The sequence below is a fragment of the Streptomyces massasporeus genome (genome assembly GCF_014648995.1).
In the GTDB taxonomy this organism is placed as follows: Bacteria; Actinomycetota; Actinomycetes; order Streptomycetales; family Streptomycetaceae; genus Streptomyces; species Streptomyces massasporeus.
Genome location: NZ_BMSE01000036.1, coordinates 1 through 26310, shown reverse-complemented (window position 1 = coordinate 26310; position 26310 = coordinate 1). Strand labels below are relative to the sequence as shown.

Genomic DNA, 26310 nt, shown 5'->3' with positions numbered 1-26310 from the left:
TACAGCGTTGCCCGCGTCCTGATCATCGAGGGTATCGCCCTTGTGATCATCGGCAGCTTGGCCTGGTTGGCGGGGCGACGGCGAACCTAGACGACTGCGACGCGGCCTCGGCGGAAACTTCCGTCGAGGCCGCAGTGCCTGCCTCAGCAGTGAGAGCTACCACCCGAACGAAGCACTACTAGTAGATGTGGTCGTCGGCGCGTTCATCCTCGGACGTCCGTCGAAGACGCCACACGCCGAAGCCGGCCCCGAGGGCCCCGCCCATGAGAACCGCCGCTTCTGACCACATGCCGCTGGGGGAGAGCGCCGTAGCGAGCAAGCCGACCAACAGGGCGCCAACCAGCAGGTACATGACGACGATGAAGCACGCAGCGAGGTATCGATTCCTCAGCGGCGTCATGCCACCTTGCATGAGGTCCTCCTGTCCCTTCGGTCCCCTTCTCGCCTTTCCCCAAATGTTCACGACAATCCGGCTCACGGGGACGCGTCACAGAAGTTGAGCCACAGCCCGTTGTCGTGAACAACGCCAACACCGGCGGGAGCGCCTTTCGGCGCACGTCAATGCGCTTGCCGGTTCAGTGGAGCTTCCCTGGAGGTGACGTTCCTCGGAAGTGCACTGTCGAGCTGTGGTGCTCCGGCAGGGTGCGCGGGCCCTGCCTGGCGGGGCAGCCATGCGGCGGCTATCCCAGAGCATGGCGTGCAGCCAGCCGGCCTGGGTGGTGGTGAACCGTTCGTACTGGACATCGCTCATGCAGGCGCGCAGACGCTCGAGGGCGTTGCGCAGCGCGTCGTCGAGGTGGGTTGTGCGGCCCTCCCAGGAGCGCGCGCAGAGCATGGTGCGAGCCCAGCGGTACACGGCGTGCAGGACGTCGGCTCTGGCGTCCGGGTTGGGCACGATGAAGTCGTCGGTCATGAAGGCCCAGCCGCTGTAGTCGGCCAGTGCCTGGGCCAGGTCGGGGTTCGTGGTGGCGTGCGGGAAGATGTGGGTGATCGTGGCGGCCCATCCCATCCCGTACAGCGCGGACACGTTCGGATCGCCGCGGCCGAGGTCGAACTTCTGCGCCCAGGCGGCGCTGTTGGCACTCAGGCGTTCCGCATCGGTGCCGGTTTCCTCCTCGAAGGGGCAGTAGAAGGTCCAGAACCCTTCGGGGAGGTCGGCAGGGTGCATCTGTGAGTTCTCCCTTTTCGGTGATGGAACGGCGTGCGGAACAGGTGTGGGCAGCGGGAACAGCGTTGCTCAGAAGGGTCAGTGGTTGCGGTGGGTGATCAGGTGGGCGAGGGCCGCAAGTTCGGCGGCCGCCACCGGCTCCGGCCGCACCCGGTCCAGGAGGTGCAGGGCATCGGCGGTGTGGCGGCGAGCGCGGCGTAGCGTGGCCTCCCGCGCGCCGGTCTGCTCGATCAGGGCCCTGGCCCGTGCGTGGTCCTCCTCGCCCATCGGCCCGTCCGCGCTGTAGAGAGCGCGCAGGGACTGGGCCTGCGGGGTGTGGCCGGCCATGGCGGCTGCGACGGGGACGGTGACCTTGCGGGAGCGCAGATCGGACAGGGCGGGCTTGCCCGTCACCGGCTCCTCGCCCCAGATGAAGGGTCAACGGAGTCCAGTGGCACGAACGCGACGATCTCGATCGCCTTCGCCGTCGGCAGCGGCAGATCCCGCAACTCTTCGTCGCTGATCGGGATGACCTGCTCCTTGGTCAGCTGGTAGCCCTTGCCGATCTCGCCCTGGTCGACCTCACGGTCCTCGATCTCGCAGTACTTGCGCACCCGCACCCGGCCCATGTCCTCCAGGTGGTACTGGTGAAATCTGATCGAGTGATCTTCGGTTGCGCTGGCCACGGAAATCGGCACGGTGACCAAACCAAAGCTGATCGCGCCGCTCCAGATGTTTCGGGGCATGACAGACCTCCGCGGCTACCCCGAGCAACACCAGGCTATGAGCGCAACTGCAGTCGCGCACGTGCGCGGGCGGGCAGCCCGCGGCTCTTCCGTCCTGTCGGGCGCCTGAATCGCCTCCGATGTGGCGCTTGCGCATTTGGCCCGGTATAACCATTACACCCACACGGGCGGCGCACTGGGCAAATCGGTGATAGCGCCCCATCGCGCCGCGCTATCAACAGCTCATGCTCAAAGCCGTGCTGCGCGGCCTTGCCGCCGCCTCCCTCACCGTCCTGCCCCTCACCGTCTCAGCGCCCGCCCACGCGGCAGAGACCCTTCCTCTGACCGAAGCCGTCGCCGCACTGCCCCTGGGGACGGAGTCCCGGGACGGTTACAACCGGGACGCCTTCCGCCACTGGAACGCCGGCGCCAACCCCACCGACGGCTGCAATACGCGCGCCGAGGTCCTGATCTCCGAGGCCGTCGAAGCCCCTGCGGTCGGAGCCAACTGCCGTCTGACGGGTGGGAGCTGGTGGTCGTACTACGACCAGGTGTGGGTGACGTCAGCCTCCGGCCTGGACATCGACCACATGGTGCCCCTCGCGGAAAGCTGGGACAGCGGTGCGTCGGCATGGACGGCACACCGCCACGAGGCATACGCCAACGATCAGGGCGCGGCCACCAGCCTGGTCGCGGTCACCGCCCGCTCGAACCGGTCCAAGGCAGATCAGGATCCCGCCCAGTGGCTGCCGCCTGCCGCCGAGGTGCACTGCCGGTACGTCGCCGAGTGGGTCGCAACCAAGCTCCGCTGGAGCCTCACAGCGGATGCGGTCGAGGTGGCGGCCCTGCGCGAGGTGGCGGCCAGCTGCCCAGAGCAGAACGTGACATACGAGCCGGCCGTGTAGGGGCCCGGCGTCGCCGCGCGGTTCGACTCGTCGACGCCAGGGGCCGGTCCGCGTAGACGAGACGCGCCCGGCCAGGAAGGCCGGGCGCGTCAACGTTCCATCGGGGCGTGGGTGAGGTGCTCAGCTCACGCCCGCTGACTCAGCGGTGGTGGCCGCCGTGGCGGTGGTGGCCCCAGGACTCGCTGTCGATGCGGCGTCCGTGGTCGTTGCGGAGGGTGGCGGTGTCGGAGCGGTTGTCCCAGACGTAGTGGCGGCGGTCCTGGTAGAGGTCGCTGTCGGTGTCGCGGCCGTGGCCGGTGTGGATGCGGACGGTGGAGCGGCCTTCGAGGCGGTAGTCGTCGAAGGTGTAGGTGCGGCCGTCCTCGTCCTGGAGGGTCCAGTTGTCGAGGTTGACGCTGTGGCGGCCGGTGTTGGTGATCTCCACCCACTCGCGGTTCAGGGAGCGGTTGGAGCGGTCGTCCCGGCCGGGGGAGTCGTACTGGACGTCCGAGATCTTCACCTTCGACCGCTCGGGGCGGGCGTGGTCGGCGGCAGACGCAGGCAGCGTCACCACCGAGACGAGCGCGCCGACGGTGAGCGCGGTGGCGGCGATACGGCGAGCGGTGACAGAAGCGAAAGCGGACATTCGGTCCCCTTACGGTGCGGACACCCTCCCCGGCGCAGCCACAGTGGCGGTCCGGGGATGTTGGTGCGGTGTGCGGTCGCGGCCGGCTGGCCGCACACACACTCTGTCCACGCAATGGAGAAGTTGAGTGGAAAACATGGCCCCTGTTACCTGTTGCCCAACTTTCCATGACTCTCAGATGCAACATCCACCTATAAGCACGCTGCGCGAAGTTGACGCGCCCGCACACCCACGACCCTTGCGGGCGTTGAGGCACGAGGTCTGTTCGCCAGGTTGCACCACCCCCCAGCGACACGGGGCGTCACCCGAAAGTGAGTAACAGCGCTGTGCCCGGCCGATACCCGTTGTCCCTGCGCACTGCCGGACCGGCCGGGGAAGGGCACGGTCACCCGCCAGCCTTCAACGCCGACCGCGGTTCCGCTCTACCGGACCCGTTTTGAGCAGGTTTGAGTCCCTTTTTCCGATCCTTCGGGTGTAGCCCTGGCGACTGGTGTCCCGTCCGGCTATCAGTGCCCCGGGACTACTCGACGGATTCTGTGCCGTCGTCACACCGGCCGATGACACGCAGGTCTGCTTCGGGCAGCCAGGATCCGGGTGGGCGTTTCAGCCAGCCCTCGGCCATACCGAGGCTCCGCGCCGCGTTGGCCAGGGCTTCCACACCTGGGTGGTGCAGACTGCGGCGCCAGACCATGGATACAGGAGTGAGGGGCACTGGGTCGCTCAGGGGGCGCAGGACCATCCCGGGAACGGTCATGAAGCTGAGGCTGGTCAAGACAAGCCATCGGTGTCTGCTCATGATCCGGCTGAACTCCACTTCGCCCTCGATTTTGGGGTAGGGCGGGGCCAGCTCGATCCCGTGTCCTGCACACAGTGAGCGCGCGTAGTCCGTCCACTCGGTGGTGTCCTCGTTGCCAGCCGCGGCGTACAGGGTCTCGCCGGCCAGCGCGGCCAGCGGCACCTGGGACAAGGCGGCGAGCTGGTGACCGGTCGGCACCATCACCGCCAGCTGGTCGAAGCGGATCAGCCGATGCTCCAGTGAGGCACGCGCCTCGGGTGGAAGCCCGGCGACACGACCGAATGAAATGTCCAGGCGCGCGCCCGCCATCTCCGTAACAGCCCGGGCCAGACCACTATGAGTGTGGACGACGAAGTCCAGCTCGGGAGCCGACTCTCGGGCCAGTTTGAGCAACCGCGATCCAGTGGAAGTGCTGTTCGCGACATCAACGACCAGTGGTCTGCTGTTCTCGGACTGCGATGGCCTGCCTAGCTCTTGTCCCAACTCCGCATGGGCGGCCAAGGCTCGGCGGACAGCCGGTAGCAGCCGGTGCCCTTCGGGGGTGAGGGCGACGTTCCGACTGGTCCGCTGGAACAAGGCGCGGCCCCACGCCTGCTCCAGCCGCCGAATGTCGCGACTGAGCGCTTGTTGTGCGACGAACAGCCGGGCGGCGGCGCGAGTGAAGTGCAATTCTTCGGCCACAGCCAGGAAAGCCCGCAGCAGCCGGGGATCAGTGTCATCGCGCACGCCCTATTGTCGCTCCCGATAGCGATCTACAACAGAGTTGCGTAGATATCCCCTGAACAGGTGTTGGACCCTCCAGCAGCACACGGTGAGGCTGGACGCATGCCTGAGTACCGCGACAACCGGCAAGGACCGCCCCCATGCCGCGTGCTGATGACCGTCGTCGGCGATACCTTCGTCGTCTACGCACCGACACCCTTCTCAGATAGGTGGACACACCAACAGGGGCCCAAGACGCGGCGGGGCAGACTCTGGCGCTCTCTGACCCGGCTCACACCGTTCAGGCCTAGTCGTCGACGTAGTGGTATCAACGAAGGCGCGCCTCCGCATGGCGGGAGCCGACGCCCGCCGTCGTAAGCAACTGCGTAGGCAACCGCGAAAGCGTCCGCACCCTGCAAAACGGCGCCCAGACGGCGCTGGCCTACACCCCGGGCGGCGAGGTCGACCACTACACCGACCCCACCGGCACAACGGACTACACCTGGGACAAGGCCGGCCGCCTGGACTACCTGGTCGCCCCGGACGGCAGGAAGACCGACTTCGACCACGACGACAACGACAAGCGCACCAAGACCGTCTACCCCGGCGGCACGACGCAGTCGGTGACGATCGACAAGAACGGCCGCCCCGAGGCCATCAAGACCACTTCGGGCACGGCCACCCTGATCGACCTGACTTACGGCTACAAGAACTCCGCGGGCAAGGACACCACGAAGATCCGTACCCGCACCGACAACCTCACCAAGTACAAGACCACCTACGACTACGACTCCCAGGACCGCCTGCGCTACACCCTGGAAGCCGACTCCGCGGGCGCGCGCAGGGCGTCGTGGCTGTACTGCTGGGACAAGGCCGGCAACCTCACCAGCCAGGACGGCAGCAAGAACGCCTGCCCGGGCGGCACGACGTACACCTACGACGACGCGAGCGAGCTGACCGGCAAGAACGGCTCCACCACGGGCTGGTCCTACGACAAGCTCGGCAACGAGACGGCGGGCGCGAGCACCACCGCCCGCACGAACGAGGCCTGGACGGACTACAGCCAGCTCTCCGCCATCACCGCAGGCGGCAAGAGCTACGACCTGGTCCACGCGGGCACGGACAACTCCGAACGCGCCAAGCTGGGTTCGACCTGGTTCCATCACACCGCACTGGGACTGGCGTCCACGACCACCAGCGGCGTCGACACCGGATTCATCCGCGAACCGGCGGGCACCTTGAACTCCATGACGACTGGGGGGAAGTCCTACTACTACCTCACCGACCACGGGCAACGTCCTCGGCCTGGCCGACGACACGGGCAAGCGCACGCACACCTATTCCTACGGCCCCACGGGCCTGCCCCGCGGCACCACCACCGAGGCAGTCCCCCAGCCGCACCGCTACGCGGGCACGTATCTGGACCCCACGGGCCTGTACAAGATGGGCCACCGCTACTACGACCCCACCCTCGGCCGCTTCACCCAACCCGACCCGTCGGGGCAGGAAACCAACCCCTACCTCTACGCCGGCGGTGACCCGATCAACAACACCGACCCCTCGGGGTTGGCTGGGGCCTGCTCCAACGCTGTGATCGGGTTCATCGTGGGACCGGGTATCTGCGGTAACGAGGAAGCCAGGAAGAACATCCGGAAGTTCTACGAGGGAGTGGCTGTGGCGGGCGCGGCCTGTGAAGCGATCACGGTGAATGCCTGCTTGCCCGTAGCCGGACCAATGGTCGGAGCTGGAGGCATCGGGGTGTGGCTGACCACCCTGCGCGACTAAGTGGACCAGGTGGGGCTCCAGGTCGTGGCTTCGGAGCCCCACTCGTACTCGGAAGGGCAATTATGTCCCGTACTACTGCGTTCGCCGTTGCGGCCTTATGTGCTGTCGCATGCGTCCTGTGCCTGCTCACCCCGGGATCCGATAGCGGCCCCCTCTACCTCGTTGCAATCCTCTCCGGCTTGATGGCTGTCATCTGCCTGGTTCAGGGGCTCCGCACACCCCGGTAACACCCAGGCGTCAACTCCGGCTGTGGTGTTCAGCTCCTCAGCTTCCGTGTCCTACAGACCGTCCGCGCGGGACCGTCGGTCCGAAGATGGGGATCGTCTGGTGCGCTACCGGCGCACGCCCGTCGGGGAGTTCCGCGCGGAGTGGGGCAGCACCGCGTACGCGGATGGTGATCGAGGCGCACCACCACCCCACCCGCGTGCGGGGCCGGGCGTACGACGTCGTCGCGCACCAGCAGGCGGCGATGCCCGAGCAGCTGCTCGCGCCGCGGCCGCCGCCCCCGAGCGCGACGACCAGGAGCCGGAGGCCGGACGCCGGGAGGCGATCGACCTGACGGCGCTGCGTGCGGGGTGACTCAGCCGATCGCCGTCACACTCGGCATGGTTACCCACGAGGGCAAGCGGATGACAGCGAATGGCACTACCACGATCGACAGGTACGCCTTCGGCATCACCAAGGCCAAGGGCATGACGGGGCGGCATCTCAAGATCATTTTGGAGTCGTCGCACACCGCTGAACCGATCGTGGTCCTGAGCGGCGCATGGTCGGCGGGACAGTGATGAGGTCAGCCTGCGGCGTCTTGCGCTCGGGCTGCCCTGGTGCTCGCCGTGCTCGCCGGTATCGACTGGCTCTCCAACCGTCGGCAGCAGGCACGTTGGGAGGCGGTCCGCGCGCAGGCCCTGCGCTACGGGCTGTCCCAGCTGGACGCGCTGCATCACGCCAAGTCCGAAGATGCGGTCCGGGACCTGATGCGCCGCGATGGCTGCCAGGACGCGCAGGGGGTCGGTGGGGGCGGCGACCTGGGCGCGGACGTGAAAGCCACGGACCCGCTCGGACGGCGCTGGGTGATCCAGTGCAAGCACCGCCGCAACGGCGCCCGGGGCTCGGCCGTGGGCACGCCGGACCTGCAGGTTCTCAACGGCACGGCCCGGCCGGTGCACGGCGCGGACGTCGCGGTGATCGTGACGAACGGCAGGGTGACCGGGCTGGCCGTCACCTTCGCCAAGCAGCAGCGGCTGCATGTGGTGGACCGCCAGACCCTGGCGGTGTGGGCCTCGGGCTCCCGGCCGCTGTGGGAGTTGCTGCGGGCTGTTCCCCCTCCTCGAAGGCCAACGTCGCTGAGCTGAGTGGCAGGTATGTCGGATGCTCCCGTCACCCGTGAAGACGGGGAGGCACAGGGGAGGGCTATACGCCGGAGGTGCTGGCTCCGAGAGCAGAGAAGGGGGCGTGCGCTGCTCGCCGCGCGCCCCCTCAATGCTTCCGTGCTTCTCATTCACTCATGAGAGCAAATGCTTTTCAGTTGAGGAACCGCGGTAAACGCAACTCCGTCACCGTTGAGGCATCATCAAAAAGTCCTCACCGGAAGGCAACGCGTGTCCCTGGAGAGCAAACTACTCGGCCGCAAAAAGATCAAGCCTTGGGGCGTCGCGGTCCTTAGTGCTGTATCCGTCGGCCTTCCCACTGTTCCGGCTTTTGCAGAGAACAGCTTCGGCACCTACTACATCGTCACCTGTGCCGCCTGCGCGGCGGCCGCATCCTTCTTCACCCTTCACACGAGCACGAAGAGGGTGGAGACCGAGCGGTCCGTGGTCCTGGAGCACGCCCTGGAGCCTCTCTCGTGCCTTATGGGCAAGATCCTCGTCGACCCAGCCGAGTTCGAGGAGAAGCGCGACCTCGTACTGAAGCGACTCGTTGAAACCGCTGCTGAGCTGGCCCATGCTGACGCTGCCAGTGGTCTGTACTGGCTCACCGCCGAGGGCAGCGAGCTCCACCTCGATTGCGTCAACGAGCAGGCAACGCAACGACACTTCCAAGATAAATTCTCCCGAGGTGCAGAGAAGGATAGCTTCCTTATTGAAGCGGCTCTTTCCGCCGCCGGGCGCAGTGTTCATGACGTACGAAAGGACCCTGATCGAGGGCGAATCTACATGGCCGACGATTGCCGCAGTGCCGTCTTCATGCCCGTGCGTGCCGGCGGAGTTCAACACGGGCTGCTGATGATTCAAGCCCACAAGCCCGGGCATATCCCAAAGAACTTTCGGGACGACAAACGCTTCCGGACGGTAGTGAATCTCATTTCCGTTATCAGGGAGATGAAGAAGCCCGACGTTTCCGTTCGAGCTACCGTCCCGGGACAGAACAAACCGCCGGTCAATGACCCGGAAGGCACGTCACTGTGACGTACGCTCGGAGCGGTCAGTTTGCCGCTATCTCCACGCGGACACACCTTCTCTGTGTAGAACGGGTACGCGCAGCAATCCGACCTACCCGGGGGCCAGCATGAGTCACAGCAAGCACACACTCGCCGTGATCCACAAGGACGCAGACAATGCCAGCAGCTGGGTCAACGGCCAGCTGAGCAGCGCTGACTACTTCGCCCAGGCCCGGCAGGCAGCTGCTGCCCGCGGCATCGCAGGCCGGCTTCTGTGTGCCGTACGCGATGCGTGCGTCCGGTTGACGCACGTCCATAAGACGTGAGCGTCGGCGCTGCCAGGGGGTGCAGGTCGTTGAACACACGACCGACTATTCCTTTTGGCATATTCCGGTTCTCTGGCAGCCGCGGCGCCACGACATGAAATCCGCAGCACCAAGTGCGAAGACGTGCGCGACCGTTCATCAACAGGACACTCCACATTGAGCACCGGATTCGTCCGGTGCTCACTGGTGCATGGCGCTCATGGCGGAAGCATTCGCCTTAGACCGGACGCCGAGGAACGACTCCTGACCAGTTATGTGTGTAGTCGGCCCTCACCAACCACACATGTTCATTTGAGGACGCGCAGGTCGATGTCGGGCTGGCAGTGAGGGCAAGCGGGGAGCCCGGAGGTCAGAAGCCGGCGGGCCTCGTCGCGGTTGATGGCGCGGCGACGGTTGCCCGCGGCATAGCAGTCGCCGGCGTGGATCTGGACGGGCGGACGTCCGGTGCCGATGCCGAGCTGGACGATCCATTCCGGTCTGGCGGGCCGGGCGCGTCGGCCGTGTTTCCGTTCGGCTTCGCGCTGCTGGATGTCCGAGATCTTGTTGTCGATGCGGGCCAGCCACATGGCGTGCCACACCCTCAGGGTGAGCAGTCGCTCCAGGTCAGGTGGCAGGTCGTCGAACATTTCCGTTCCTGTGACTGAGCGTTGTCGTTGGCCCGTCCGGCCAGATACAGGCTCAGTACGCGGTGGAGCCTTTTCACGGCGTTCCGTACGGTCGGCCCGTGATGATCAAAACGGGCGACCCCTGCAGTCTCGGCGTCCCAGCCTCCGAGGCACGCTTGAACTTCGATACGGAACTGCAGGAACTCGGCGGCGGACCGCGGCGCCGCTTGCTAATGGTCGACGACGAGCCTGCCTTCGAGCTCAGCTTCTACTGCGGCACGTGCCCGCTCCTGTTCCGCCGGCTGGAGACCGCGCGGGAGAAGCTGTCCCTGGAGAGCATGCAGGAACGGCTCACCGGAACGCTGGACGATCCGGACGACGGCTGCGTGATCAATGCGTTCAGCGCGTTGTTGCCCGAGGGCGAGTACCTTCCGCTGCTCCTGGAGGTGGAACCCCGACTGGTCATCCCCGGCAAAAAGGGCGACTACTTCAGCGGCGAACAGGTCATGGCTTGGGGAGTCGATCAGTTCTGGGGTCTCCCGGAGTACCCGCACACCCCGTACTACCGGACCTTCGAGACCGCGGTCGACGCGGACGCCCACCTCTACGAATTCGTCGTGCCCATGGTTCCCCCGACGTGGAACGAACGGGATCGCGTCGAGGAATACGTCGCACTCATGGAGCAGGGAACGGTCCCCACGGCGGTGGCCGTCTCGACGCTGGACGTATGCCAGTCCGCCCTCGGGCTGGCAGATGACCCTGCCGCGCACTGGGGACTGACCCACTTCCTTCTCGACGGACACCACAAACTGGAGGCCGCCGCCACCGCCGGCCGGCCGGTGCGGCTCCTCTCGCTGCTGACCTTGGGCGAAAGCCTGGCCGCAGAGGAAGACACCGCCCGGCTGCCTGCCTTGCGCAAGCAATCCCGCTCAGCCCGTGCGACCGGATAGTTGGCCCGAGAGATCCTGTCGGGACCGAGTCGACCCCTCCTTTTCCGCGCTCGCGCACATGGCCCAGTCGGGACTCCGGATCGGGCGGTAGACGTCGGTGCGCGACTCCGGCCAACTGCAAAACTCAGGACTGGCTCTGTTCATGAGAACCGACAGCAAGTGTTCACCACTTCGGGAGGCACCTGGGTGGGCCCGGGAATCGAACTGCGTGGTCCTCGGGACTTCGTTGTGACGCCTTCGCAGCAGGCGTCACAACTAGTTGGGTGCACTCTCCTGGGCGGGATCCTTGGATGCCGGGTGATCTGGAGCGCCGGCCGGGGCGGCGGCCCGCAGTGCCGCTTCGACCCGGCGGTTGCTGGTCATGGATGCCGTGACGGCCGTCATCGACAGGAGGAGGCCGGCGGCGGCGTAGAGCGGGGTGCGGATGTCGTAGGTGGTGGCCAGCCAGCCGCCGAGGAAGGCCCCGATGGGGGCGGCGCACATGGCCAGCATGCGGGAGGTGGAGGCGACCCGGCCCATGAGGTGGGCTGGGACGATTGCCTGCCGGAGGGAGGGCCCGAGGACCATCGTGGCGCCCATGCCGGCCCCGCAGACGGCGAGCGCCAGCCCGGCCACGTACGGGTTCGGGGCAGCGGCCAGGGCCAGGATGGCGAGCCCTTCGAGGGCTGCCGTGCAGGTCAGTGCGGTGCCGGTGCCGAGTCGTCGGCCGAGGAAGGAGGCGATGCCCGCGCCGAGCAGGCCGCCGGTGGCCTCCGCTGTGAGGAGCAGGCCGAAGCCGTAGGTGTCGATGCCGAGGCGGTCGTGGGCGAAGAGGGCGAGGACGGTCTCCACGGCGAGGAAGGCGACGTTCCCGACCGCGGGGCGGAGCGCCAGGCCGAGCAGCAGCCGGTCCCGGAAGACGTACGAGGCCCCGGCCTGAGCCTGCCGAGTCAGTGGCTCGCGGACCTCCGGCGCGGGCCGGGGCATGGCGGGCAGCGTGCGTACGAGCAGCGCGGAGAGCAGGAACGACACGGCGTCGGTGAGCAGCGGAACTGCCCGCCCGAACGCGAGCAGCGCACTGCCCGCAGGTGGCCCCGCGAAGCCGGACATGGCGGTTTGGGCTCCGCGCAGGCGGGAGTTGGCGCGCTCCAGGAGTGTGGGGTCGCGTTGGAGCAGGTCCGGGAGATAGGCCGTGGCGGCCGTGTCGAAGAAGAGCCCGCCGAGACCGAGCAGGAAGGCGACGGCCGCGAGCAGCGGGATGCTCAGCACGTCGAGCACGGCCGCCGCCGCCGGTATCGCGATCAGCACGGCACGTGCCGTGTCCGCGGCCCACATCGTGCGCCGGCGGTCCCAGCGGTCGACCAGCGCACCGCCGAGCACCCCGAAGAGCAGCCACGGCAGCGTCCCGGCGGCCGTGACGACGGCGAGCGCCATCGGATCCCGCGTCAAGGTCAACGCGAGCAGCGGCAGCGCGGCATGCGTTACCCCGTCGCCGAGCGAGGAGATCGTCTGTGCGGTCCACAGTCGTCCGAACCCGGTCGGCAGCTTTCGGGCGTTTGAGGTCACTTGGCGCCCCCTTCGGCCTGCGCGCGCGGTGCCGGGTGGAACAGTGCGAAGACGAGTGACGCGTCCGGCAGCGACGGATCGGACAGCTCGCGGTACTCGTCCGCCAGTGCCTGCAGCCGCGCCCCCAGCTGCGCGAACTGCTCCTCGGTGAGCCGCAGATGCGCCATCCGTACATGCCGCTCATCCACCGGCGACGCTTCCAGGTCCGCCACCGCATGACGTATCAGCACATCCGGCCCTCCCTCACCCGCATCCGGCAGCACGATCGACCGCCCGGCCATCGCGTAGTACCGCTCGGTGACACCCCGCACCTTCCGCGTCCGCACCACCTTCACCAGACCGGCCCGCTCCAGCAGCCGCACGTGATAGCTGGAACTCCCCTTCGCAAGACCCACCCGCTCGGCGATCTGCGTAATCGTCGCCGGCTCAAAGCGGAGCACGGCCATGATCCGGTGGCGCGTGAGATTGGAGACGGCGCGCAGCTGCTCGTCCGTGGTGACGTGAAACATCTCGGGAAGATCATCGGTAGGCATACAAGCAATGGTCAACGCTTCTTGACCATTGGGCAAGGGGGCATGGACCTCCAGAGTCTGCTGCCCAACGCGCGAGACCTTCCGTCAAAGCTCACCGGCTGCCGAACCAAGCAACTACTCACCCGGGCAGCCCGTAGGCCTCGGCAGCAATCGAACGACCGCTGGCCATAGTGCCTCCCGAAGTGATGAACATCTGCTGTCGGTTCTCGTGAACAAGGCCACCCATGCCTTGCAGTCGTTGCGGTTGCCGGGCACCGGCCGTCCAACGGCGACTACGCGGGGGGTGTTCCGCCGGTGCTCTCCCGGCGGCGCTTGTGCTGGCGGTCCTCCCCGCTGACGCGGGGGTGTTCCGAGCTGAAGGAGCCCACCGATAACGGCCTGCTAGGGCCTGTCCGGCGGATCAATGTCTGCACATACGAGCCAGGCAGTGATCCACCGGACCCGGCCGGGAAGGGGGCTCAAGCCATGGAGAACTGGGCGACGTACTCGTCAAAGGGCTCGATGCCGACTTCCGCACGGAGTTCGTCCATACGCTCGGGCTCTTCGCAGGGCCACGGGACCGGCGCCCCGTCCTTCACGCCGGCGATCTGAGTTCCGTAGACCTGCTTGCGACCCTCATTGACCAGCGTGCGGTCGCGCAGGAAGGCCAGCTCGCGCGGGCGGGCCGAGCCTGCCGTCACCGCCTGCTGCATCAGCTGGAGCGCGCGACGCTGAACGTCGAGCTGCCGGTCGGCGTGCTGAGGGATGAGCCATGCCGCGCGTGCGGCCTTCTCGCCGACCAGTCCCGCCGTCGGCCAGCCGTACTCGTCCATGACCTCGCCCAGGCGGTCACCGTGCCGGGCAGTCAGTCGCCGCCAGGCCAGCTGCTCGGCGGGGTCGTCGCTGTTCGCGCGGACTGCCAACTGGTGATCGGCCGCAGCCATGTCCGTGAGTTCCGCTGTCAGCGCGGCAACGTCGTGCGCCACTCTCAACTCCCAGGTCAGGTAAGTGCTTTGCGTCCGCCCGCAAGCGTAGAGGTGCAAATCGGGTGTAAAGATCATTCCGGAGAACGGTGACAGGCGTCTCGCCGCACCGGGATAATGGACCTACCCCCGAAGCCAGAGCCGGATCGCTGCGACGGTCACGGTGCCCTGGAAGACGTAGACACGCTTGTCGAACCTCGTGGCAACGGCCCGGGAGGTCTTGAGGGCGTTGATCGTGCGCTCGACTTCGTTTCTGCGCTTGTAGATCGTCTTGTCGAAGCCGGTGGGTCGTCCGCCCTTGCTGCCGCGACGTTGGCGGTTGGCCCGCTGGTTCTTCGGCTCGGGGATGGTGTGCCCGGGGTGATCAGCAAGGCAAGAGGGCGGCGTCCCCCTTCTCCGGCAAGGTGAATCTTGCAGGTGAGTCCGCCCCGGGAGCGTCCGAGTCCCTCGTCGGGGCGGTGCTGCCGGGGCGTGCGTCTTTTCCCGGCACCCGCGGCGGCTTCATACGTCTCCGGCGGCGTGCTGGTGGGCCAGGCAGGTGGTGGAGTCCACGCTCACCATGGACCAGTCGATGCGGCCCTGGGCATCCGCGTCAGCCAGGACGGCCGCATAGATCTTGTCCCACGTGCCGTCCGCCGACCAGCGTCTGTGCCGCTCGTACACGGTCTTCCACTTGCCGAACCTCGCAGGCAGATCCCGCCACGGCACCCCAGTCCGGTTCCGGTACAGGACCCCGTTGATGATCCTGCGGTGGCTTGCCCAACGCCCACCGCGCTGCCCGGACTTGGGTAGATGCGTACCTTGTCCGCGCCGTGAAGAACATGAGTGGAAAACGTGCCTGTTGTTACCTGTTGTCCAAGTTTCTATGACTCTCGCATGCAACATCCATCTATATCGCCGTGGCGCCATGTTGACGCGCTGACTGGTGGAGGGGGCCTGTGGCCCTTGAGGTGTGCCGGTTGTCCGCCACGATGCGCCACCCCGCACGGGGCCGGACCGTCACTCGAAAGTGAGTAACAGCGTGCGGATCGCCAGGCTGCGCTGGTGTCGTCGAGGGCCTGCAACGGCTGCATTCCGCCGCTCTTCGAGGTCACCCAGGGCGAGGGTGACATGGCCAAGACGGGGATGGCCTCAGGCAGAGGGCCGGCCAACTGGCTGCTCATGACTGCCTGACCGCGTGCCCTCTTCGGCGGGACTGGACGGAGGAGAACTCCGTTCCGGCAACCACTCCCTCATTTGGTAACAGCTGTTACCATGCTGGTATGGCGAAGACACAGCTGGGCGCGCGGGTGGACGAGGACGTCGCGGAACTCGCGAAGAAGCGCGCCGCCGACCTGGGATTGAGCATTGGCGACTACCTCGCCCGGCTCGTGCACGATGACGCAAGCGGGCTGCGCGCTCGCGCGGTCGACGCAGCCTCCCGCTTCCTGGCCGAACATCAGAGCGTCTTCGACGAAGCCGAGGACGCCCAGCAGACACCGCGGGGAGCACACGCGGCCTGATGGATCTGAATATCGACGTGCCCTGGATTCTGCAGGTCGCCGAGGCGGCCGGAGCGAACGATCCGGCCCCTGACGACTATGGCGTTCCCATTTCGGCGGTGGCCCGCCACCGGGCCGAGCTGTTCGAGCAGCCCGTCTACGGCGGCCCCTACGCCAAAGCCGCCGCCCTGGTGCACACGCTTGGCCGGTGCCGCTGGTTGGAGCGCTCCAACATGGCCGTGGCCGCCGCGTCCGGCGTCATGTACCTCGAAGCCGCCGGGGTCTCCGTCAAGCCCGGCCGTGAGGATGCCATCGCCCTGAAGGACCTGCTCCTGGATCCCGCCTGCACCGCGGGGAAGATCGCCGCTCTGCTGCGGACCTGGCCCACCACCACCTGACGCCCGCAGGTCGGCCACCGCCCCCAGGGTCGTGGCGGCGGGAGCGGTGCGGGCATTTTCTCCGTCGCTCGGTGGCAGAAGGCGCACAGCCCCCCGGGTTTTCACTGCTGTGATCCGAGCTCCTGACGGACGCCGAGACAACAGCGCAGCCATACACCCGGCTCGCCCGGCACCCGAACCGTGCGGTTCGCCGACGTGGCCGCCCAGCGCCCGGTTAGCAGCGCTTGCACGGCGAACACGGTCTGGTGGTCGTCGCACGCTGCGACGTCGACGACGGCCAGGCCCGTCTGCGCCACGTGCGCTGCGCTGATCGGCTTCATGCCCGCACGACGCCTCCTGCGCCTGCAAGTTCCCACCCGCTGGCACGTTCACTCGACCGAGTAGCGCCAACACCGGCACCGGGCCCCGCACCCCACCGGTGCGGTCGACAGAAGCTCACCCGCCCGAACTTGACGGAACACCCCCGCGTCGGCGGGGAGCACGCGACGGAGGCGGTGGCCTGGGCGCGGCGGAACGGAACACCCCCGCGTCGGCGGGGAGCACCGCATCCGTTCCCCGGCCGCCACCCGCGGATGAGGAACACGCCCGCGGAAGCGGGGGTGTCCCGCACGCGGCCCGCACTGCTACCCGGCTGCGGGCGCCCTCCAGCTCATCGCGCAGCAACGCGTCCTTGCCCGGGCCTGCCTTTTAACTCGGGCTGAGGCGGTGCTGATCGTCTCTTCTGGGATCAGGCGGTGCTGGGCCCTGGGGCATCTGGGCTGCAGCGCATCAGGTCTGGGCGCTTGTCAGCAAGGGCGAAGGCTCTCCGGAGCCCTTTCACCAAGGTCGGCTCGATCAGGAAGGTCTCCCGCCGCGGTTACCCGTAGGGCGGCCCTTCCGGCGGTCGTCCCTATGGAAGCTGAGGAGACGTGCCCGGGGATATGACCGGATCCCCGACCGATCTCCGGCCTTCTGTTAGGAGATCTCCTGAGGAGGCTGCTCCTTCAACCCGTTGTCTGACAGGGCCTCACGCGCGGTTTCGGCGAACCGCTCCAAGAGCCGCCTCGACTCCTTCACCGCGTCCAGGCGGTCACTCTCCCGCAGCACACCCCCAGCCGCTCCGAGTTCGGCAAACCCTTCCAGACGATTGACCAAGTAGTCGCGGAATGCCTGGGCAGGTCGAGCCACCGCAGCCGGTCCCTCCACCACCACGCGAGATCGGAGCCTGTCCAAGGCCTTCAGTTCGTCCCCGTGTGCGAGGATCCGACCGTAGTTGTCCGAGGCAAAGAGGCGTTGTATGTCGAGGATGTCGTGGCTCGGTGCAACTGGTATCTCATCAGCGGCCGCCCAGCGGCGAACACCGTGCTCGTCGTACTCCCAGTCCGGCTCCTCGTGCACTTCCTCCTCGAAGCTGGCTCCGCTGAGAACGTCACACAGCAGGAGGCCTTGGTCGAGAAACGCCGAATAGGCGCGTGCCCGAGGCTCACGGAGTTGGAGTAAGTGGTCTGCACGCACCTGGATCCTGGCCGTCTCCGCCTGGGCGACGGCCTGTGTCTGTGCTTGCTTGCTGACGAACCGACCGGAGATGAAGGCAGCCGTGCCACTGCCTAACGCGCCAATGCCTGCTCCGAAAAGTGCCGCAAGTCCCGCGTCCATGCCTGAAGTCTGTTCGACTGCTCTCGCTGTGTCAGGCAGATCAATGATCTTGTTATTAACGCTACTCCCGAGGGCGCAGACCGTCGACCGGCCCTCTCTTGGCTGAGACCCCGGAGATCAAGACGAGTCTGGTGCTGAGTTTGATCATGGTCGGCCTGTAGGCCGGTCGGGAGCCACGCCGAGGTTCGCAGGAGGATCGCCGAGCGGCGGGTTCCCGGGCTGGCTACGCGCGACCCGACAGTTCGGCGCCGCCTCTGCACCATGTATTCCGGGAAGAACGGCAGGCGAAGAACGATGGCATTTCAGGTGGCTCCGGCCGAAGCGTTGCCAGCTCCGATCGTCGCGTACCCCCTCGGCACCACCGACCTCATCCGGCCTCGGCCGTGAACAGCGCGTTCCGTAACCGCAAGGGCGACACCTCGATGACGTCGTCGTGCTCCTGAAGCCGGCGCTGGATTTCCCCGTGGGGAAGGTCGAGGTCTTCACCAAGCAGTTTCTCTACGAGGTTGGCGTCCGCGTAGTCGGACCGGCGCGTGAACTTGGAGCACGTCGCCAACTACCCGCAAAAGGAGGTGGTGGAGAACACCGTCGACGTCGAGCGCGGCGAGCGCATCGTGGCCAAGGGCGGCAAGTACGGGAAGTACGTCGCGGAGACCGGCAAGAAGCTGCTGCTGGTCAAGGCATAGAGCAGTCTTGTCTTCCCACAGACGCTACACGCCGACATCGTGACGTCCGTCACGCGCACGCCGCACTGAACGGCAGCCCTGCGTACCAAGGTAGAGCCGGTGCCTGCCCGCTGAGCTGCGACTTTCGATCCAACCGCGTCAATGTCAGTGGCGTGCGCATAATCCGCCCTCACCGGCGCTGAGCTGAGCGCACGCTGCCCCGGGGCGGCCCACGAGTGTCAGTCCCGTGCCTTAGATTCGAGGCGGCGCCAACCCTTCGCACGACGAAGGGAGATCCTTGGGCGCGGCCCGCCTCCTACAGCTGCCGCCACCCGCTGGATCTCCCTCTCGCCTGGCGTCGGATCCCACTGCCGTGATCGAGACAGGAGACCCATGAACGAACGTACCTCACGCCTAGGACATCGCCCCGCTGCGCCCTCAGCGGAGGCGCCCCCGTTCCTTACGGTGCACACCACGGTGGTGCTCCTGGCAGCGCTATTCATCGGCTGTGCGGGCGGAGCCCTTACCTTCCTCAGCGGCAGTCCAGTGGCCGGCGCCGTCCTTGCCGGGCCACGGGGCACGGCTACATGTCGGAGGGCCTCCGCCTCGTCGTCCAGTTCGCCTTCGCCGACCTCGGCCTGCACAGACTCGAGGCGAACATCCAGCCAGCGAACGTGGCCTCGCTGAAAGTGATCAAGCGCCTGGGTTTCCGCCGTGAGGGATTCTCGCCGAGCTTCCAGCGCATCAACGGTGTCTGGGAGGACCACGAGCGATGGGCACTTACAGCCGACGTGCTCTCGCCCGATCCGCACGAAGCCACCACCATCTGACCCCATTCCGCGGGTTCCAATACCCGACTGCACCATTAGCGATCTACCCGGCCGAGGCCATCGAAGCCCACCGCGCGTTCATCGCCCGCCGCCGCACTCTGCGCCCCAGCGAGGAATACCGCACCCCCACCGCAGAGGAGTGGGATGCCTTTCTCGGCCATTTCGAGCGCCGCAAGCTCTCGATCGGCATCTGTGCCCGCGCTTTCGGCACTTCGTGCATCCACGAGCACGCCTGCGTCCGCTGCTCGATGCTCCGCCCCGAGCCCGACCAGCGAGGCCGGCTCGTCGAGGTCCGCGACAACCTCGTGGCCCGCATCACCGAGGCAGAACGCGAAGGCTGGCTCGGCGAGCTGGAAGGACTTGAGGTCAGCCTTGCCGGAGCTCAGGACAAGCTCGCTCTGCTGGATGCTGAACTGGCTCGCCGGAGCACCGCCGTGGATCTCGGTATCCCGACCTTCCGCGACATCGCTGGCCGGGACGGCACCTCACCTCGGCAGTCCGGGTGAGGTGCCGTCGGCGCCAGCGGCCTGAGCACAGCAACTTCCCGCCCGGGCCTCGCCTGCCTCGACCGGCTCGAACGCTGCCTGAATCAGATGATGGCCCGTCGATAGACCTGCCGTGAACCGCCTTCCGGGCCCGGATCGGCGGCCTCCGCCGGGCTGAAACCGAGGCACTCGTAGAAGACGCGTGCACCACTGGCTACTGCGCCCGGGTGGTCGGCCCCGAAGGTGATCACCTCGATGCTGCCCGGACCGCGTACGAACCTATGTGTAGCGTCCGCCATCAAGGCACGACCGACGCCCTTCCCGCGTGCCTTCTCCGAGACGACAAGCCAGTGGACTTGGTGGATCGGAGCCTTGCCGCCAAACAGCAGGCCGCCGAGGACATCCGATCCCGAAACGGCGACGAGCGCCGTGGACCGGCGAATGTGCTTGTCCAGGGCGCTATGGAAATCAGGCTTCCCAACCATCGGGCCGAACGAATGCTCGACCTGAGCTGCCAAGCCAAGAAGGGGAGTGGAGTCCCGCTCTTGCGCAAGTCTGACGATCACTCGAGCAGTCTGGCAGACGTGGCAAACGTTGCCTGATGCGGCACTAGTTCAGAGAAGTGACTAGACCAAAGCTGATCGCGCCGCTCCAAATGTTTCGGGGCATGACAAACCTCCGTGGCTACCCCGAGCAACACCAGGCTATGAGCGCCACCGCGGCCGCGCACGTGCACGGGCGCGCAGCCCGCGGCTCTTCCGTCCTGTCGGGCGCCCGCCTCGCTCCCCGACGTGGCGCTTGCGCACCGGCCCGGTATGACCATTGCACCCACACAGGGGGCGCACTGGGCAAACCGCTGATAGTGCCCCGTCGCGCCTCGCTATCAACAGCTCATGCTCAAAGCGGTGCTGCGCGGCCTGGCCGCCGCCTCCCTCACTGTCCTGCCCCTCACCGTCTCAGGGCCCGCCCACGCGGCAGAGACCCTTCCCCTGACCGAAGCCGTCGCCGCCCTGCCCCTGGGGACGGAGTCCCGGGACGGCTACGACCGGGACGCCTTCCGCCACTGGAACGCCGGCGCCAACCCCACCGACGGCTGCAACACGCGCGCCGAAGTGCTGATCTCCGAGGCCGTCGAAGCACCGGCGGTTGGAGCCAACTGCCGTCTGACGGGTGGGAGCTGGTGGTCGTACTACGACCAGGTGTGGGTGACGTCAGCCTCCGGCCTGGACATCGACCACATGGTGCCCCTGGCAGAAAGCTGGGACAGCGGTGCGTCGGCGTGGACGGCGCAACGCCGTGAGGCGTACGCCAACGACCAGGGTGCGGCCACCAGCCTGGTCGCGGTCACCGCCCGCTCGAACCGGTCCAAGGCAGATCAGGATCCCGCCCAATGGCTGCCGCCTGCCGCCGAGGTGCACTGCCGGTACGTCGCCGAGTGGGTCGCAACCAAGCTCCGCTGGAGTCTTGCGGCCGATGAAGCCGAGGTGGCGGCCCTGCGCGAGGTGGCGGTCGGCTGCCCAGAGCAGACCGTGACGTACGAGCCGGCCGTATAGGAGCGCCGCGCGCCGCACGGTTCACCTGCCAAGCGCCAGGGTGGTTCGAGTAGACGAGACGCGCCCGGCCGGGGAGGCCGGGCGCGTCCATGTTCTCTCGAGGCGTGGGTGAGGCCTGCAGCCCTCGCCCGCAGGGTGGGTCAGCGGTGGTGGCGACCGCCGTGGTGGTGGCCGCCGCCGTGGCGGTGGCGGCCCCAGGATTCGTCGTCGATGAAGCGTCCGTGGTCGTTGCGGAGGGTGGCGGTGTCGGAGTGGTTGTCCCAGACGTAGTGGCGGCGGTCCTGGTAGAGGTCGGTGTCGGTGTCGCGGCCGTGGCCGGTGTGGATGCGGACCGTGGAACGGCCTTCCAGGCGGTAGTGGTCGAAGGTGTAGGTGCGGCCGTCCTCGTCTTCGAGGGTCCAGCCGTCGAGGTTGACCGCGCGGCGGGCGGTGTTGGTGATCTCCACCCACTCGCGGTTCAGGGAGCGGTTGGAGCGGTCGTCACGTCCGGGGGAGTTGTACTGGACAGCCGAGATCTGCACCTTCGGCCGGTCGGGGCGGGCGTGGTCGGCGGCGGATGCCGGCAGCGTGACCACCGAGACCAGGGCGCCGGCGGTGAGTGCGGCGGCGGCGAGACGGCGGGCGGTGACAGAAGCGGAAGCGGACATCAGGTCCCCTCACGTGCGGACACCCTCCCCGGACAAGCCCTTAGGGGCCAAAGCCGGGGACGTTGGTGCGGTGTGCGGTTGCGACCGGCTGGCCGCACACACACTCTGTCCACGCCGTGGAGAAATTGAGGGGAAAGCATGACCCCTGTTACCTGTTGTCCAACTTTCTATGACTCTCACATGTAACATCCATCTATAAGCCGTGGGCGCAAAGTTGACGCGCCGACAGATCCACACCCCTTGCAGGATTGGGGTGCGTGGTCTGTTCGCCAGGTTGCACCCCCCCAGCGGCTCGGGACGTCACCCGAAAGTGAGTAACAGAGCCGCTCAACGCCGCCACCGTCGGCACACCCCTACTTGGAGGGGGCCGAGCGCCGCTCACGACGGGGGAACTCGTCGGTGCCGTCGATGTCGCCGAGCGGAGCTCGGACGCGCACGCGAGGCGCGACGCCGGCCGCCGGCCCGTCGTCGACCGCGCCTCGCGACCAGAGCGGGCCGATGTCGTCGGCTCGGCGGGCCGACGCACGGTCTGCCGCGCCCGGTCGACGGTGACACTCCGGCCGCTGCGCGGTTGCGCGCTTGGTTCGGTGCAGTGGTGCCGAGCCGGCTGCCGACGGTAAGTGCTTAGCTCCGCAGGCCGATGAGGGCCCAGTCGCGGCGGGCGGCCTGGCTGACGACGTCACCCCATTCGGTGACGAGCCGGGAGAACGAGGGGAAGTCCTTGATCCAGCCGATGGGTTCGGTGAGGTGGCGGTCGAAGGGCTCGCGCAGTGAGCCGAGGTGCGGCTCGACCTGCCCCCAGAAGTGATGCAGCGCCGCTACCTCTTCCGGCAGCAGCCAGAGCATGACGTCGAGCCGAGAGGTCCAGTCACAGGTGCCCGGCTCCACCGTCGGTGAGAAGTCTGACGTCTCGGAGGCGTAGGTGGAGCCGTCCCAGAACAGCGGGGCACTGAACTGGTCAAGAGCGTCCCGCAGCGGCGCGTCGACGAAGGCGCGCAGATCGTCCCAGCGTTCGCCGGCCCAGAAGTGCGCTTTGTACGAGGTCATGGTGTCGAGGAACTCGTAGCGCGCCCACCACCGTGCCTGCGTGGGGTCGGGCCATGTCCACCCCGGCGGGAGGGTGTAGTCGTACGCATCGTCCGGGTCGAACGCGGCCTCCTGGACCAGGTCCTCCCGCTGCTTGGCCGGCACCGACTTCAGATGGGCCCAGTCGACGATCAGGACCTCCATGCATACGCCCATGCGGTCAGCATACGAACCGGCTGGCCACCGGCTTGGAGGCGTCTCGAGGAGCGCCGCCAGTCTCGTGCCCCCTCCCGGCGGCCCTGCAGGGAGAGTGCCGGCAGGTCCGCACAGGGGACAGCCTCGCAGGTGGGCGGCCCGCGATCCCGAGCAACTGCACGAGGAGCACATGAAGAACGGTGCCGTCTCGATATACCCCTCACCCAGTCGAGGGAGGAGGCGACGTATCGGGCGGCCCCGGCCAGGGCCCGCGCGGAGAAGCGCGCCCGACGCCGAGGCTGACGGCTCGGCTTAGGCACTCGTGGGGACCGGGAGCGGGCCCCACGAGAACGTGGTGCCGGAGAAGTCGCGTCGCTAAAGCTGACGGTGCCGCCGGTGTCAGCTCTCAATCTTCATGCGACACACCTAGGTCGTGGCGCATAGCGGTTCTCATAGTGCGGAGCATCTCCCAGACCTCGTACTGGGCCCGGGCCGCGGTCTCCATCGTTTCGCCTGGTTCGGGGGCACCACGTTCGAGGCGCTTGACCTGGCCGTAGACCTTGTTCAGGGCTTGGTTGACGACACTCGCTCGCCTGAGTACTACTTCGGGGGCGATCATCTGTGCTTCGGAGTATCGATCGCGGTGCGCGTTCTTCGCTTCCTCGAGTGCGTCACTGTCGGCCTCCTCCACGCCGCGTTCCCTCATGACGTGCAGGTGGCGGTTGAGTGCGGTGGTGAACTGCCGAGCATCCCGGTTGAGTTCCACATAGCAGGTGCGTCGCAGCGAACGGGCCTCGCGGACCTCCTCGTGGTCTCGAACGAGCTCTATCTCCAGGCGCTTCGCTCGTTCGGAGCCGCGCTGGGTGAGTAGCGCCCCTCCCAGGGTTCCCGCGACGCCTGCGACAGCGATGATCACTGAGCTGAGATCCACCGACGTACCCCGTGAAAATTCTTCGGCCTCGTGCCCGCTGCACATGGCCCAGGCCGTCAAGTCTGCCGCTCCTCGGTGCGCCGGCGTTTGGTGCCCTTCTTGTGGTGGGCGGGGGCGGCTGTATGCCTCGCCGGTGGCCAGGACTTTGCCCACGTCATGACGGGTTGCTGGGCGGCGGTTCTTCGAACCCGGCGGCCGGCCAGGCCCCGGACGAGACGGTTTCGGTGCACTGGCCGGGGATCCGGTCTTCGTGCACAGGTTCCTGAACCCCCTGCGGACCCGGGCGGGCGTGAGCCTGTTCGGCGGATTGCCCGCGCGAGCGATATCCGAGGACCGATTGTCAGTCCTCTGTGCTTTGATCTCACTGACCCGACGCGGACACGTCAAATGACCAGGTGTGTCCGTGCTGCTGACCAACAACAGGGGGTACAACTTGAGAGCGAGATTACTGCTGGCTGCAAGCGCTGTGACGCTGGGACTGCTCGGCAGTTGCCTCAGCAGTGCGCAGGCTTTGGAGGCTGCTGTGCCCGGCTCGGGCGTTGCCGTGCAGGCATCCGGGGACGCGACTCCGGGTAGCGAGGACCCGATGTCCGAGGACTTGGAGGACGACTCGCAGGACTTGGACGACCTGATCTCCCAGCCGGCCCCAGAGGGCCTCGTAGCTGAGGACCCTGGACCAACGTCGGAGCCCTCGGACGCTGGGGAGTCCGAGCCGGGAGTCCTGGTACCGGATCCGCTGGCAGGGGCGGCGGATGACCAGGCGGCGTGCCGTACGCGGCTGGCGGCCGCGCAGGCAGCTGGGGGCGATGACCCGGTGGCATGCATGTCGTGGAGCACCGACATGTCGGCGTCCGAACTGCGTGCCGCTGTGGATGCCTGGCCCACCCCGAACTGGTGTGACGATGGCGCGAGAGGCAAGTGGTATGTCAACCGGTTCAAGGCGTGCGGGATCTTCCCCGGTGATCTGACGATCACGAACCCGCGTACCGGCGCGGTGACCGGCCGCATGCACTACCTCGTCCGCGCCTACGCCTACAGCGTGCGGGATCAGAAGAAGTGGGCGTACCAGGTGGAGCTGATGGAGGTCACCAGTTCCGGTTCGGCCCGGGGTAGCAGCGCCAATGGCGCTGCGAAGTGTGCGGGTAAGTGCAAGGTGATCGAGAGCACCTTTCCTTCCCAGCTGATCAGCCAGAGTAAGGAGCCGGTCGGACAGTTCTTCCAGGAGACCACGATCAAGACCTCACCGAAGGGGCAGAAGGGGGAGGGGCAGGCGAAGGCGGTGTGGCGGTTCACCAACCCCCTATGGGCCGGCCCTACCAACGAGCTCTCGCTGCCGACGCCTCCGGTGCGATGTGACAACGCGGTCCCGGGAACGTCGAAGGCGGGCTGCGTGATGCCGTACATTCCGGAGTTGGTCTACGCGAAGAACGGACCCTACCCGGAGCTCGCCCGGCACATCGAGTACGCGCAGGACACCAAGAATCTTCCCGGCAAGCACGGAACCACCCGCTACCTGACCCGGCTGACGGACAAGGAGAAGAAGAAGGCGAACAACCGGAAGGCTTGCCCGCCGAGCCTGGAGCGCCCGCCGGGCAAGCAGTGCGACGAGTACCCTTTCCAATCGACCTGGCAGGGCGCAGCGACCGGAAGCGGGGACTTCAGCCGGCGGATGATCGACAAGGATCAGAACCGGCTGGGCGGCGGGACCCTGAAAAACTTCTACTTGTTCAACCGCATCCTTGAAAAGGACCGGTTCCTGGTGTGGATCAAGTAGGGTCCCGGCCGTACCGCTGAAAGGAAGCCAGCAGATGAGCCGTCAGGTCGCATACAGCAGCGGTCTCGTGCCGGTCGCCTATCACCAATTCCTCATCAGTGACGAGGACGGACCGGCTGCGGCGGACCTGCCCGCTGTCCACAACGGCCTCATCGAGGTCACCGACGGCGAAATCGTGGTGCTTACCGGTGTCAGTAACGGCGATGTCGACGTCACGGTCACCCTCCACGAGACGGAGCCCGTCCCCAATGACGAAGACTGGCAGGAGATCGTCGAGATCTCCGCGCACTCTGCTTCGGGCGAGCTCATGGTCCGCGCCATGATGGACGACTTGGACGAAGAACTTCCCGTCCTGTCCTTCAACGGCCCTGGCGACTATCGGCTGCGCGTCCACGCCCGCGGTCGCGACACTGCTGTCGACCTGACGCCGGAAGAGGTCACCGAGTGGTACCTCGTTCAGGCCTGGCCTGCATCCCAGCAAGACGTGGCCGTGTTGCGCCAGCGCGACTCATACGGAGCGTCACACCGCGCGCGCTGACCACAGCTCCATGACTGTCTGCTCGCCCATCGCCTTCCGGTGGGCGAGCAGACACGCTTTCACCGCACCGCTGGCAGCGCCCGGCGCGTCCGCTCCGCGCTGCAGGCACTAGGCATCAGCAATGGCACACAGCAGCCAGACGGTACGGCCTTGTTCTTGGCTGAAAATG

29 protein-coding genes and 5 pseudogenes are annotated in these 26310 nt (G+C 67.1%); 16 read left to right on the top strand and 18 right to left on the bottom strand.

The annotated features are described in order from the left end of the window. Positions 1 to 178 precede the first annotated feature (178 nt). From IE153_RS40275 to IE153_RS40260, 4 genes and pseudogenes are all read right to left on the bottom strand, one after another. Positions 179 to 400 (bottom strand): hypothetical protein, encoded by a 222-nt coding sequence (locus tag IE153_RS40275; RefSeq protein ID WP_189594630.1) that lies wholly within the window; start codon positions 398 to 400, stop codon positions 179 to 181. An 87-nt stretch (positions 401 to 487) separates the two neighbouring features. Continuing rightward, positions 488 to 1168, bottom strand: a complete 681-nt coding sequence (locus tag IE153_RS40270) for a hypothetical protein (protein ID WP_189594629.1) — start codon at positions 1166 to 1168, stop codon at positions 488 to 490. A 78-nt stretch (positions 1169 to 1246) separates the two neighbouring features. Continuing rightward, positions 1247 to 1561, bottom strand: a complete 315-nt coding sequence (locus IE153_RS40265) for a polyprenyl synthetase family protein (protein WP_189594628.1) — start codon at positions 1559 to 1561, stop codon at positions 1247 to 1249. Between the two features lie 20 nt (positions 1562 to 1581). Next, positions 1582 to 1893 (bottom strand): annotated as a pseudogene (locus IE153_RS40260) (Ku protein); the annotation flags it as partial. Positions 1894 to 2117: 224 nt separating this feature from the next. On the opposite strand from IE153_RS40260, the gene IE153_RS40255 reads away from it, so the two are divergent. After that, positions 2118 to 2777 (top strand): HNH endonuclease family protein, encoded by a 660-nt coding sequence (locus IE153_RS40255; RefSeq protein WP_189594626.1) that lies wholly within the window; start codon positions 2118 to 2120, stop codon positions 2775 to 2777. A gap of 139 nt (positions 2778 to 2916) precedes the next feature. Here IE153_RS40255 and IE153_RS40250 read toward each other — a convergent pair whose 3' ends face one another. Together IE153_RS40250 and IE153_RS40245 are read right to left on the bottom strand one after the other, a co-directional pair. Then, positions 2917 to 3402 (bottom strand): lamin tail domain-containing protein, encoded by a 486-nt coding sequence (locus tag IE153_RS40250; protein WP_189594625.1) that lies wholly within the window; start codon positions 3400 to 3402, stop codon positions 2917 to 2919. A 520-nt stretch (positions 3403 to 3922) separates the two neighbouring features. Further along, a complete protein-coding gene (locus IE153_RS40245; protein ID WP_189594624.1) occupies positions 3923 to 4924 on the bottom strand; it encodes a LysR family transcriptional regulator in 1002 nt (333 codons plus the stop codon). A gap of 599 nt (positions 4925 to 5523) precedes the next feature. Between IE153_RS40245 and IE153_RS40240 the strand changes: the two genes are divergently transcribed. The 6 genes and pseudogenes from IE153_RS40240 (at position 5524) to IE153_RS40220 (ending at position 9090) form a co-directional block, all read left to right on the top strand. Further along, on the top strand, positions 5524 to 6438 hold the full coding sequence (locus IE153_RS40240) for a hypothetical protein (protein WP_229829428.1): 915 nt from the start codon (positions 5524 to 5526) through the stop codon (positions 6436 to 6438). Then, positions 6320 to 6685 (top strand): RHS repeat-associated core domain-containing protein, encoded by a 366-nt coding sequence (locus tag IE153_RS42225; RefSeq protein ID WP_308432244.1) that lies wholly within the window; start codon positions 6320 to 6322, stop codon positions 6683 to 6685. Before IE153_RS40240 ends, IE153_RS42225 begins: the two co-directional genes overlap by 119 nt. 391 nt (positions 6686 to 7076) lie before the next feature. Continuing rightward, on the top strand, positions 7077 to 7244 hold the full coding sequence (locus IE153_RS40235) for a hypothetical protein (RefSeq protein WP_189594637.1): 168 nt from the start codon (positions 7077 to 7079) through the stop codon (positions 7242 to 7244). Between the two features lie 16 nt (positions 7245 to 7260). Then, positions 7261 to 7470 (top strand): YceI family protein, encoded by a 210-nt coding sequence (locus IE153_RS40230; RefSeq protein ID WP_189594623.1) that lies wholly within the window; start codon positions 7261 to 7263, stop codon positions 7468 to 7470. A 36-nt stretch (positions 7471 to 7506) separates the two neighbouring features. Next, a pseudogene (locus IE153_RS40225) lies at positions 7507 to 8037 on the top strand (restriction endonuclease); the annotation flags it as partial. A 246-nt stretch (positions 8038 to 8283) separates the two neighbouring features. Continuing rightward, the gene (locus tag IE153_RS40220) at positions 8284 to 9090 is read left to right on the top strand and encodes a hypothetical protein (protein WP_189594622.1); all 807 of its coding nucleotides are present in this window, start codon (positions 8284 to 8286) and stop codon (positions 9088 to 9090) included. Positions 9091 to 9675: 585 nt separating this feature from the next. Here IE153_RS40220 and IE153_RS40215 read toward each other — a convergent pair. After that, positions 9676 to 10014 (bottom strand): DUF6233 domain-containing protein, encoded by a 339-nt coding sequence (locus tag IE153_RS40215; protein WP_189594621.1) that lies wholly within the window; start codon positions 10012 to 10014, stop codon positions 9676 to 9678. 101 nt (positions 10015 to 10115) lie between these two features. Between IE153_RS40215 and IE153_RS40210 the strand changes: the two genes are divergently transcribed. Next, on the top strand, positions 10116 to 10943 hold the full coding sequence (locus IE153_RS40210) for a hypothetical protein (RefSeq protein WP_189594634.1): 828 nt from the start codon (positions 10116 to 10118) through the stop codon (positions 10941 to 10943). Positions 10944 to 11198: 255 nt separating this feature from the next. On the opposite strand, the gene IE153_RS40205 is transcribed toward IE153_RS40210, so the two are convergent. The 4 genes and pseudogenes from IE153_RS40205 to IE153_RS40190 all read right to left on the bottom strand — a co-directional run bounded on the left by IE153_RS40205 (position 11199) and on the right by IE153_RS40190 (position 14850). Continuing rightward, the gene (locus tag IE153_RS40205) at positions 11199 to 12488 is read right to left on the bottom strand and encodes an MFS transporter (protein WP_189594620.1); all 1290 of its coding nucleotides are present in this window, start codon (positions 12486 to 12488) and stop codon (positions 11199 to 11201) included. Then, positions 12485 to 13021: an ArsR/SmtB family transcription factor gene (locus tag IE153_RS40200; RefSeq protein WP_189594619.1), complete on the bottom strand. Its 537-nt coding sequence runs from the start codon at positions 13019 to 13021 to the stop codon at positions 12485 to 12487. The genes IE153_RS40205 and IE153_RS40200 overlap by 4 nt, the downstream gene beginning before the upstream one ends. 458 nt (positions 13022 to 13479) lie before the next feature. After that, entirely contained in the window at positions 13480 to 13986 is a 507-nt protein-coding gene (locus tag IE153_RS40195) for a DUF6624 domain-containing protein (RefSeq protein WP_189594618.1), read from the bottom strand. A 120-nt stretch (positions 13987 to 14106) separates the two neighbouring features. Continuing rightward, a pseudogene (locus IE153_RS40190) lies at positions 14107 to 14850 on the bottom strand (IS5 family transposase). Positions 14851 to 15245: 395 nt separating this feature from the next. Between IE153_RS40190 and IE153_RS40185 the strand changes: the two are divergent. Beyond that, positions 15246 to 15485: a hypothetical protein gene (locus IE153_RS40185; RefSeq protein ID WP_189594617.1), complete on the top strand. Its 240-nt coding sequence runs from the start codon at positions 15246 to 15248 to the stop codon at positions 15483 to 15485. Then, positions 15485 to 15862 (top strand): fic family toxin-antitoxin system, toxin component, encoded by a 378-nt coding sequence (locus tag IE153_RS40180; RefSeq protein WP_189594616.1) that lies wholly within the window; start codon positions 15485 to 15487, stop codon positions 15860 to 15862. Before IE153_RS40185 ends, IE153_RS40180 begins: the two co-directional genes overlap by 1 nt. A gap of 101 nt (positions 15863 to 15963) precedes the next feature. Here IE153_RS40180 and IE153_RS40175 read toward each other — a convergent pair whose 3' ends face one another. Continuing rightward, positions 15964 to 16182: a DUF6207 family protein gene (locus IE153_RS40175; protein WP_189594615.1), complete on the bottom strand. Its 219-nt coding sequence runs from the start codon at positions 16180 to 16182 to the stop codon at positions 15964 to 15966. A gap of 634 nt (positions 16183 to 16816) precedes the next feature. Next, on the bottom strand, positions 16817 to 17497 hold the full coding sequence (locus IE153_RS40170) for a hypothetical protein (RefSeq protein ID WP_189594614.1): 681 nt from the start codon (positions 17495 to 17497) through the stop codon (positions 16817 to 16819). A 533-nt stretch (positions 17498 to 18030) separates the two neighbouring features. On the opposite strand from IE153_RS40170, the gene IE153_RS40165 reads away from it, so the two are divergent. The 3 genes and pseudogenes from IE153_RS40165 (at position 18031) to IE153_RS40155 (ending at position 19498) form a co-directional block, all read left to right on the top strand. Continuing rightward, on the top strand, positions 18031 to 18183 hold the full coding sequence (locus tag IE153_RS40165) for a hypothetical protein (protein WP_189594613.1): 153 nt from the start codon (positions 18031 to 18033) through the stop codon (positions 18181 to 18183). 551 nt (positions 18184 to 18734) lie between these two features. Next, a pseudogene (locus IE153_RS40160) lies at positions 18735 to 18992 on the top strand (GNAT family N-acetyltransferase); the annotation flags it as partial. Beyond that, the gene (locus IE153_RS40155) at positions 18935 to 19498 is read left to right on the top strand and encodes an integrase (protein WP_229829426.1); all 564 of its coding nucleotides are present in this window, start codon (positions 18935 to 18937) and stop codon (positions 19496 to 19498) included. The pseudogene IE153_RS40160 and the gene IE153_RS40155, both read left to right, overlap by 58 nt. Positions 19499 to 19581: 83 nt before the next feature. On the opposite strand, the gene IE153_RS40150 is transcribed toward IE153_RS40155, so the two are convergent. Next, positions 19582 to 20043: a GNAT family N-acetyltransferase gene (locus tag IE153_RS40150; protein ID WP_229829425.1), complete on the bottom strand. Its 462-nt coding sequence runs from the start codon at positions 20041 to 20043 to the stop codon at positions 19582 to 19584. A gap of 327 nt (positions 20044 to 20370) precedes the next feature. Between IE153_RS40150 and IE153_RS40145 the strand changes: the two genes are divergently transcribed. Next, on the top strand, positions 20371 to 21030 hold the full coding sequence (locus IE153_RS40145; protein ID WP_189594611.1) for an HNH endonuclease family protein: 660 nt from the start codon (positions 20371 to 20373) through the stop codon (positions 21028 to 21030). Between the two features lie 140 nt (positions 21031 to 21170). On the opposite strand, the gene IE153_RS40140 is transcribed toward IE153_RS40145, so the two are convergent. The 4 genes and pseudogenes from IE153_RS40140 to IE153_RS42220 form a co-directional block, all read right to left on the bottom strand. After that, positions 21171 to 21677 (bottom strand): lamin tail domain-containing protein, encoded by a 507-nt coding sequence (locus tag IE153_RS40140; RefSeq protein WP_189594610.1) that lies wholly within the window; start codon positions 21675 to 21677, stop codon positions 21171 to 21173. Positions 21678 to 22301: 624 nt separating this feature from the next. Further along, a complete protein-coding gene (locus IE153_RS40135) occupies positions 22302 to 22919 on the bottom strand; it encodes a hypothetical protein (protein WP_189594609.1) in 618 nt (205 codons plus the stop codon). 385 nt (positions 22920 to 23304) lie between these two features. Then, positions 23305 to 23889: a hypothetical protein gene (locus IE153_RS40130; RefSeq protein WP_229829424.1), complete on the bottom strand. Its 585-nt coding sequence runs from the start codon at positions 23887 to 23889 to the stop codon at positions 23305 to 23307. Between the two features lie 63 nt (positions 23890 to 23952). After that, positions 23953 to 24135 (bottom strand): annotated as a pseudogene (locus IE153_RS42220) (NF041680 family putative transposase); the annotation flags it as partial. Between the two features lie 97 nt (positions 24136 to 24232). On the opposite strand from IE153_RS42220, the gene IE153_RS40125 reads away from it, so the two are divergent. Together IE153_RS40125 and IE153_RS40120 are read left to right on the top strand one after the other, a co-directional pair. After that, positions 24233 to 25603, top strand: a complete 1371-nt coding sequence (locus tag IE153_RS40125) for a NucA/NucB deoxyribonuclease domain-containing protein (protein ID WP_189594608.1) — start codon at positions 24233 to 24235, stop codon at positions 25601 to 25603. A gap of 34 nt (positions 25604 to 25637) precedes the next feature. After that, positions 25638 to 26141 carry a hypothetical protein gene (locus IE153_RS40120; protein WP_189594636.1) on the top strand — a complete coding sequence of 168 codons (504 nt, stop codon included), beginning with the start codon at positions 25638 to 25640 and terminating at the stop codon, positions 26139 to 26141. The last annotated feature ends 169 nt before the right edge of the window (positions 26142 to 26310 follow it).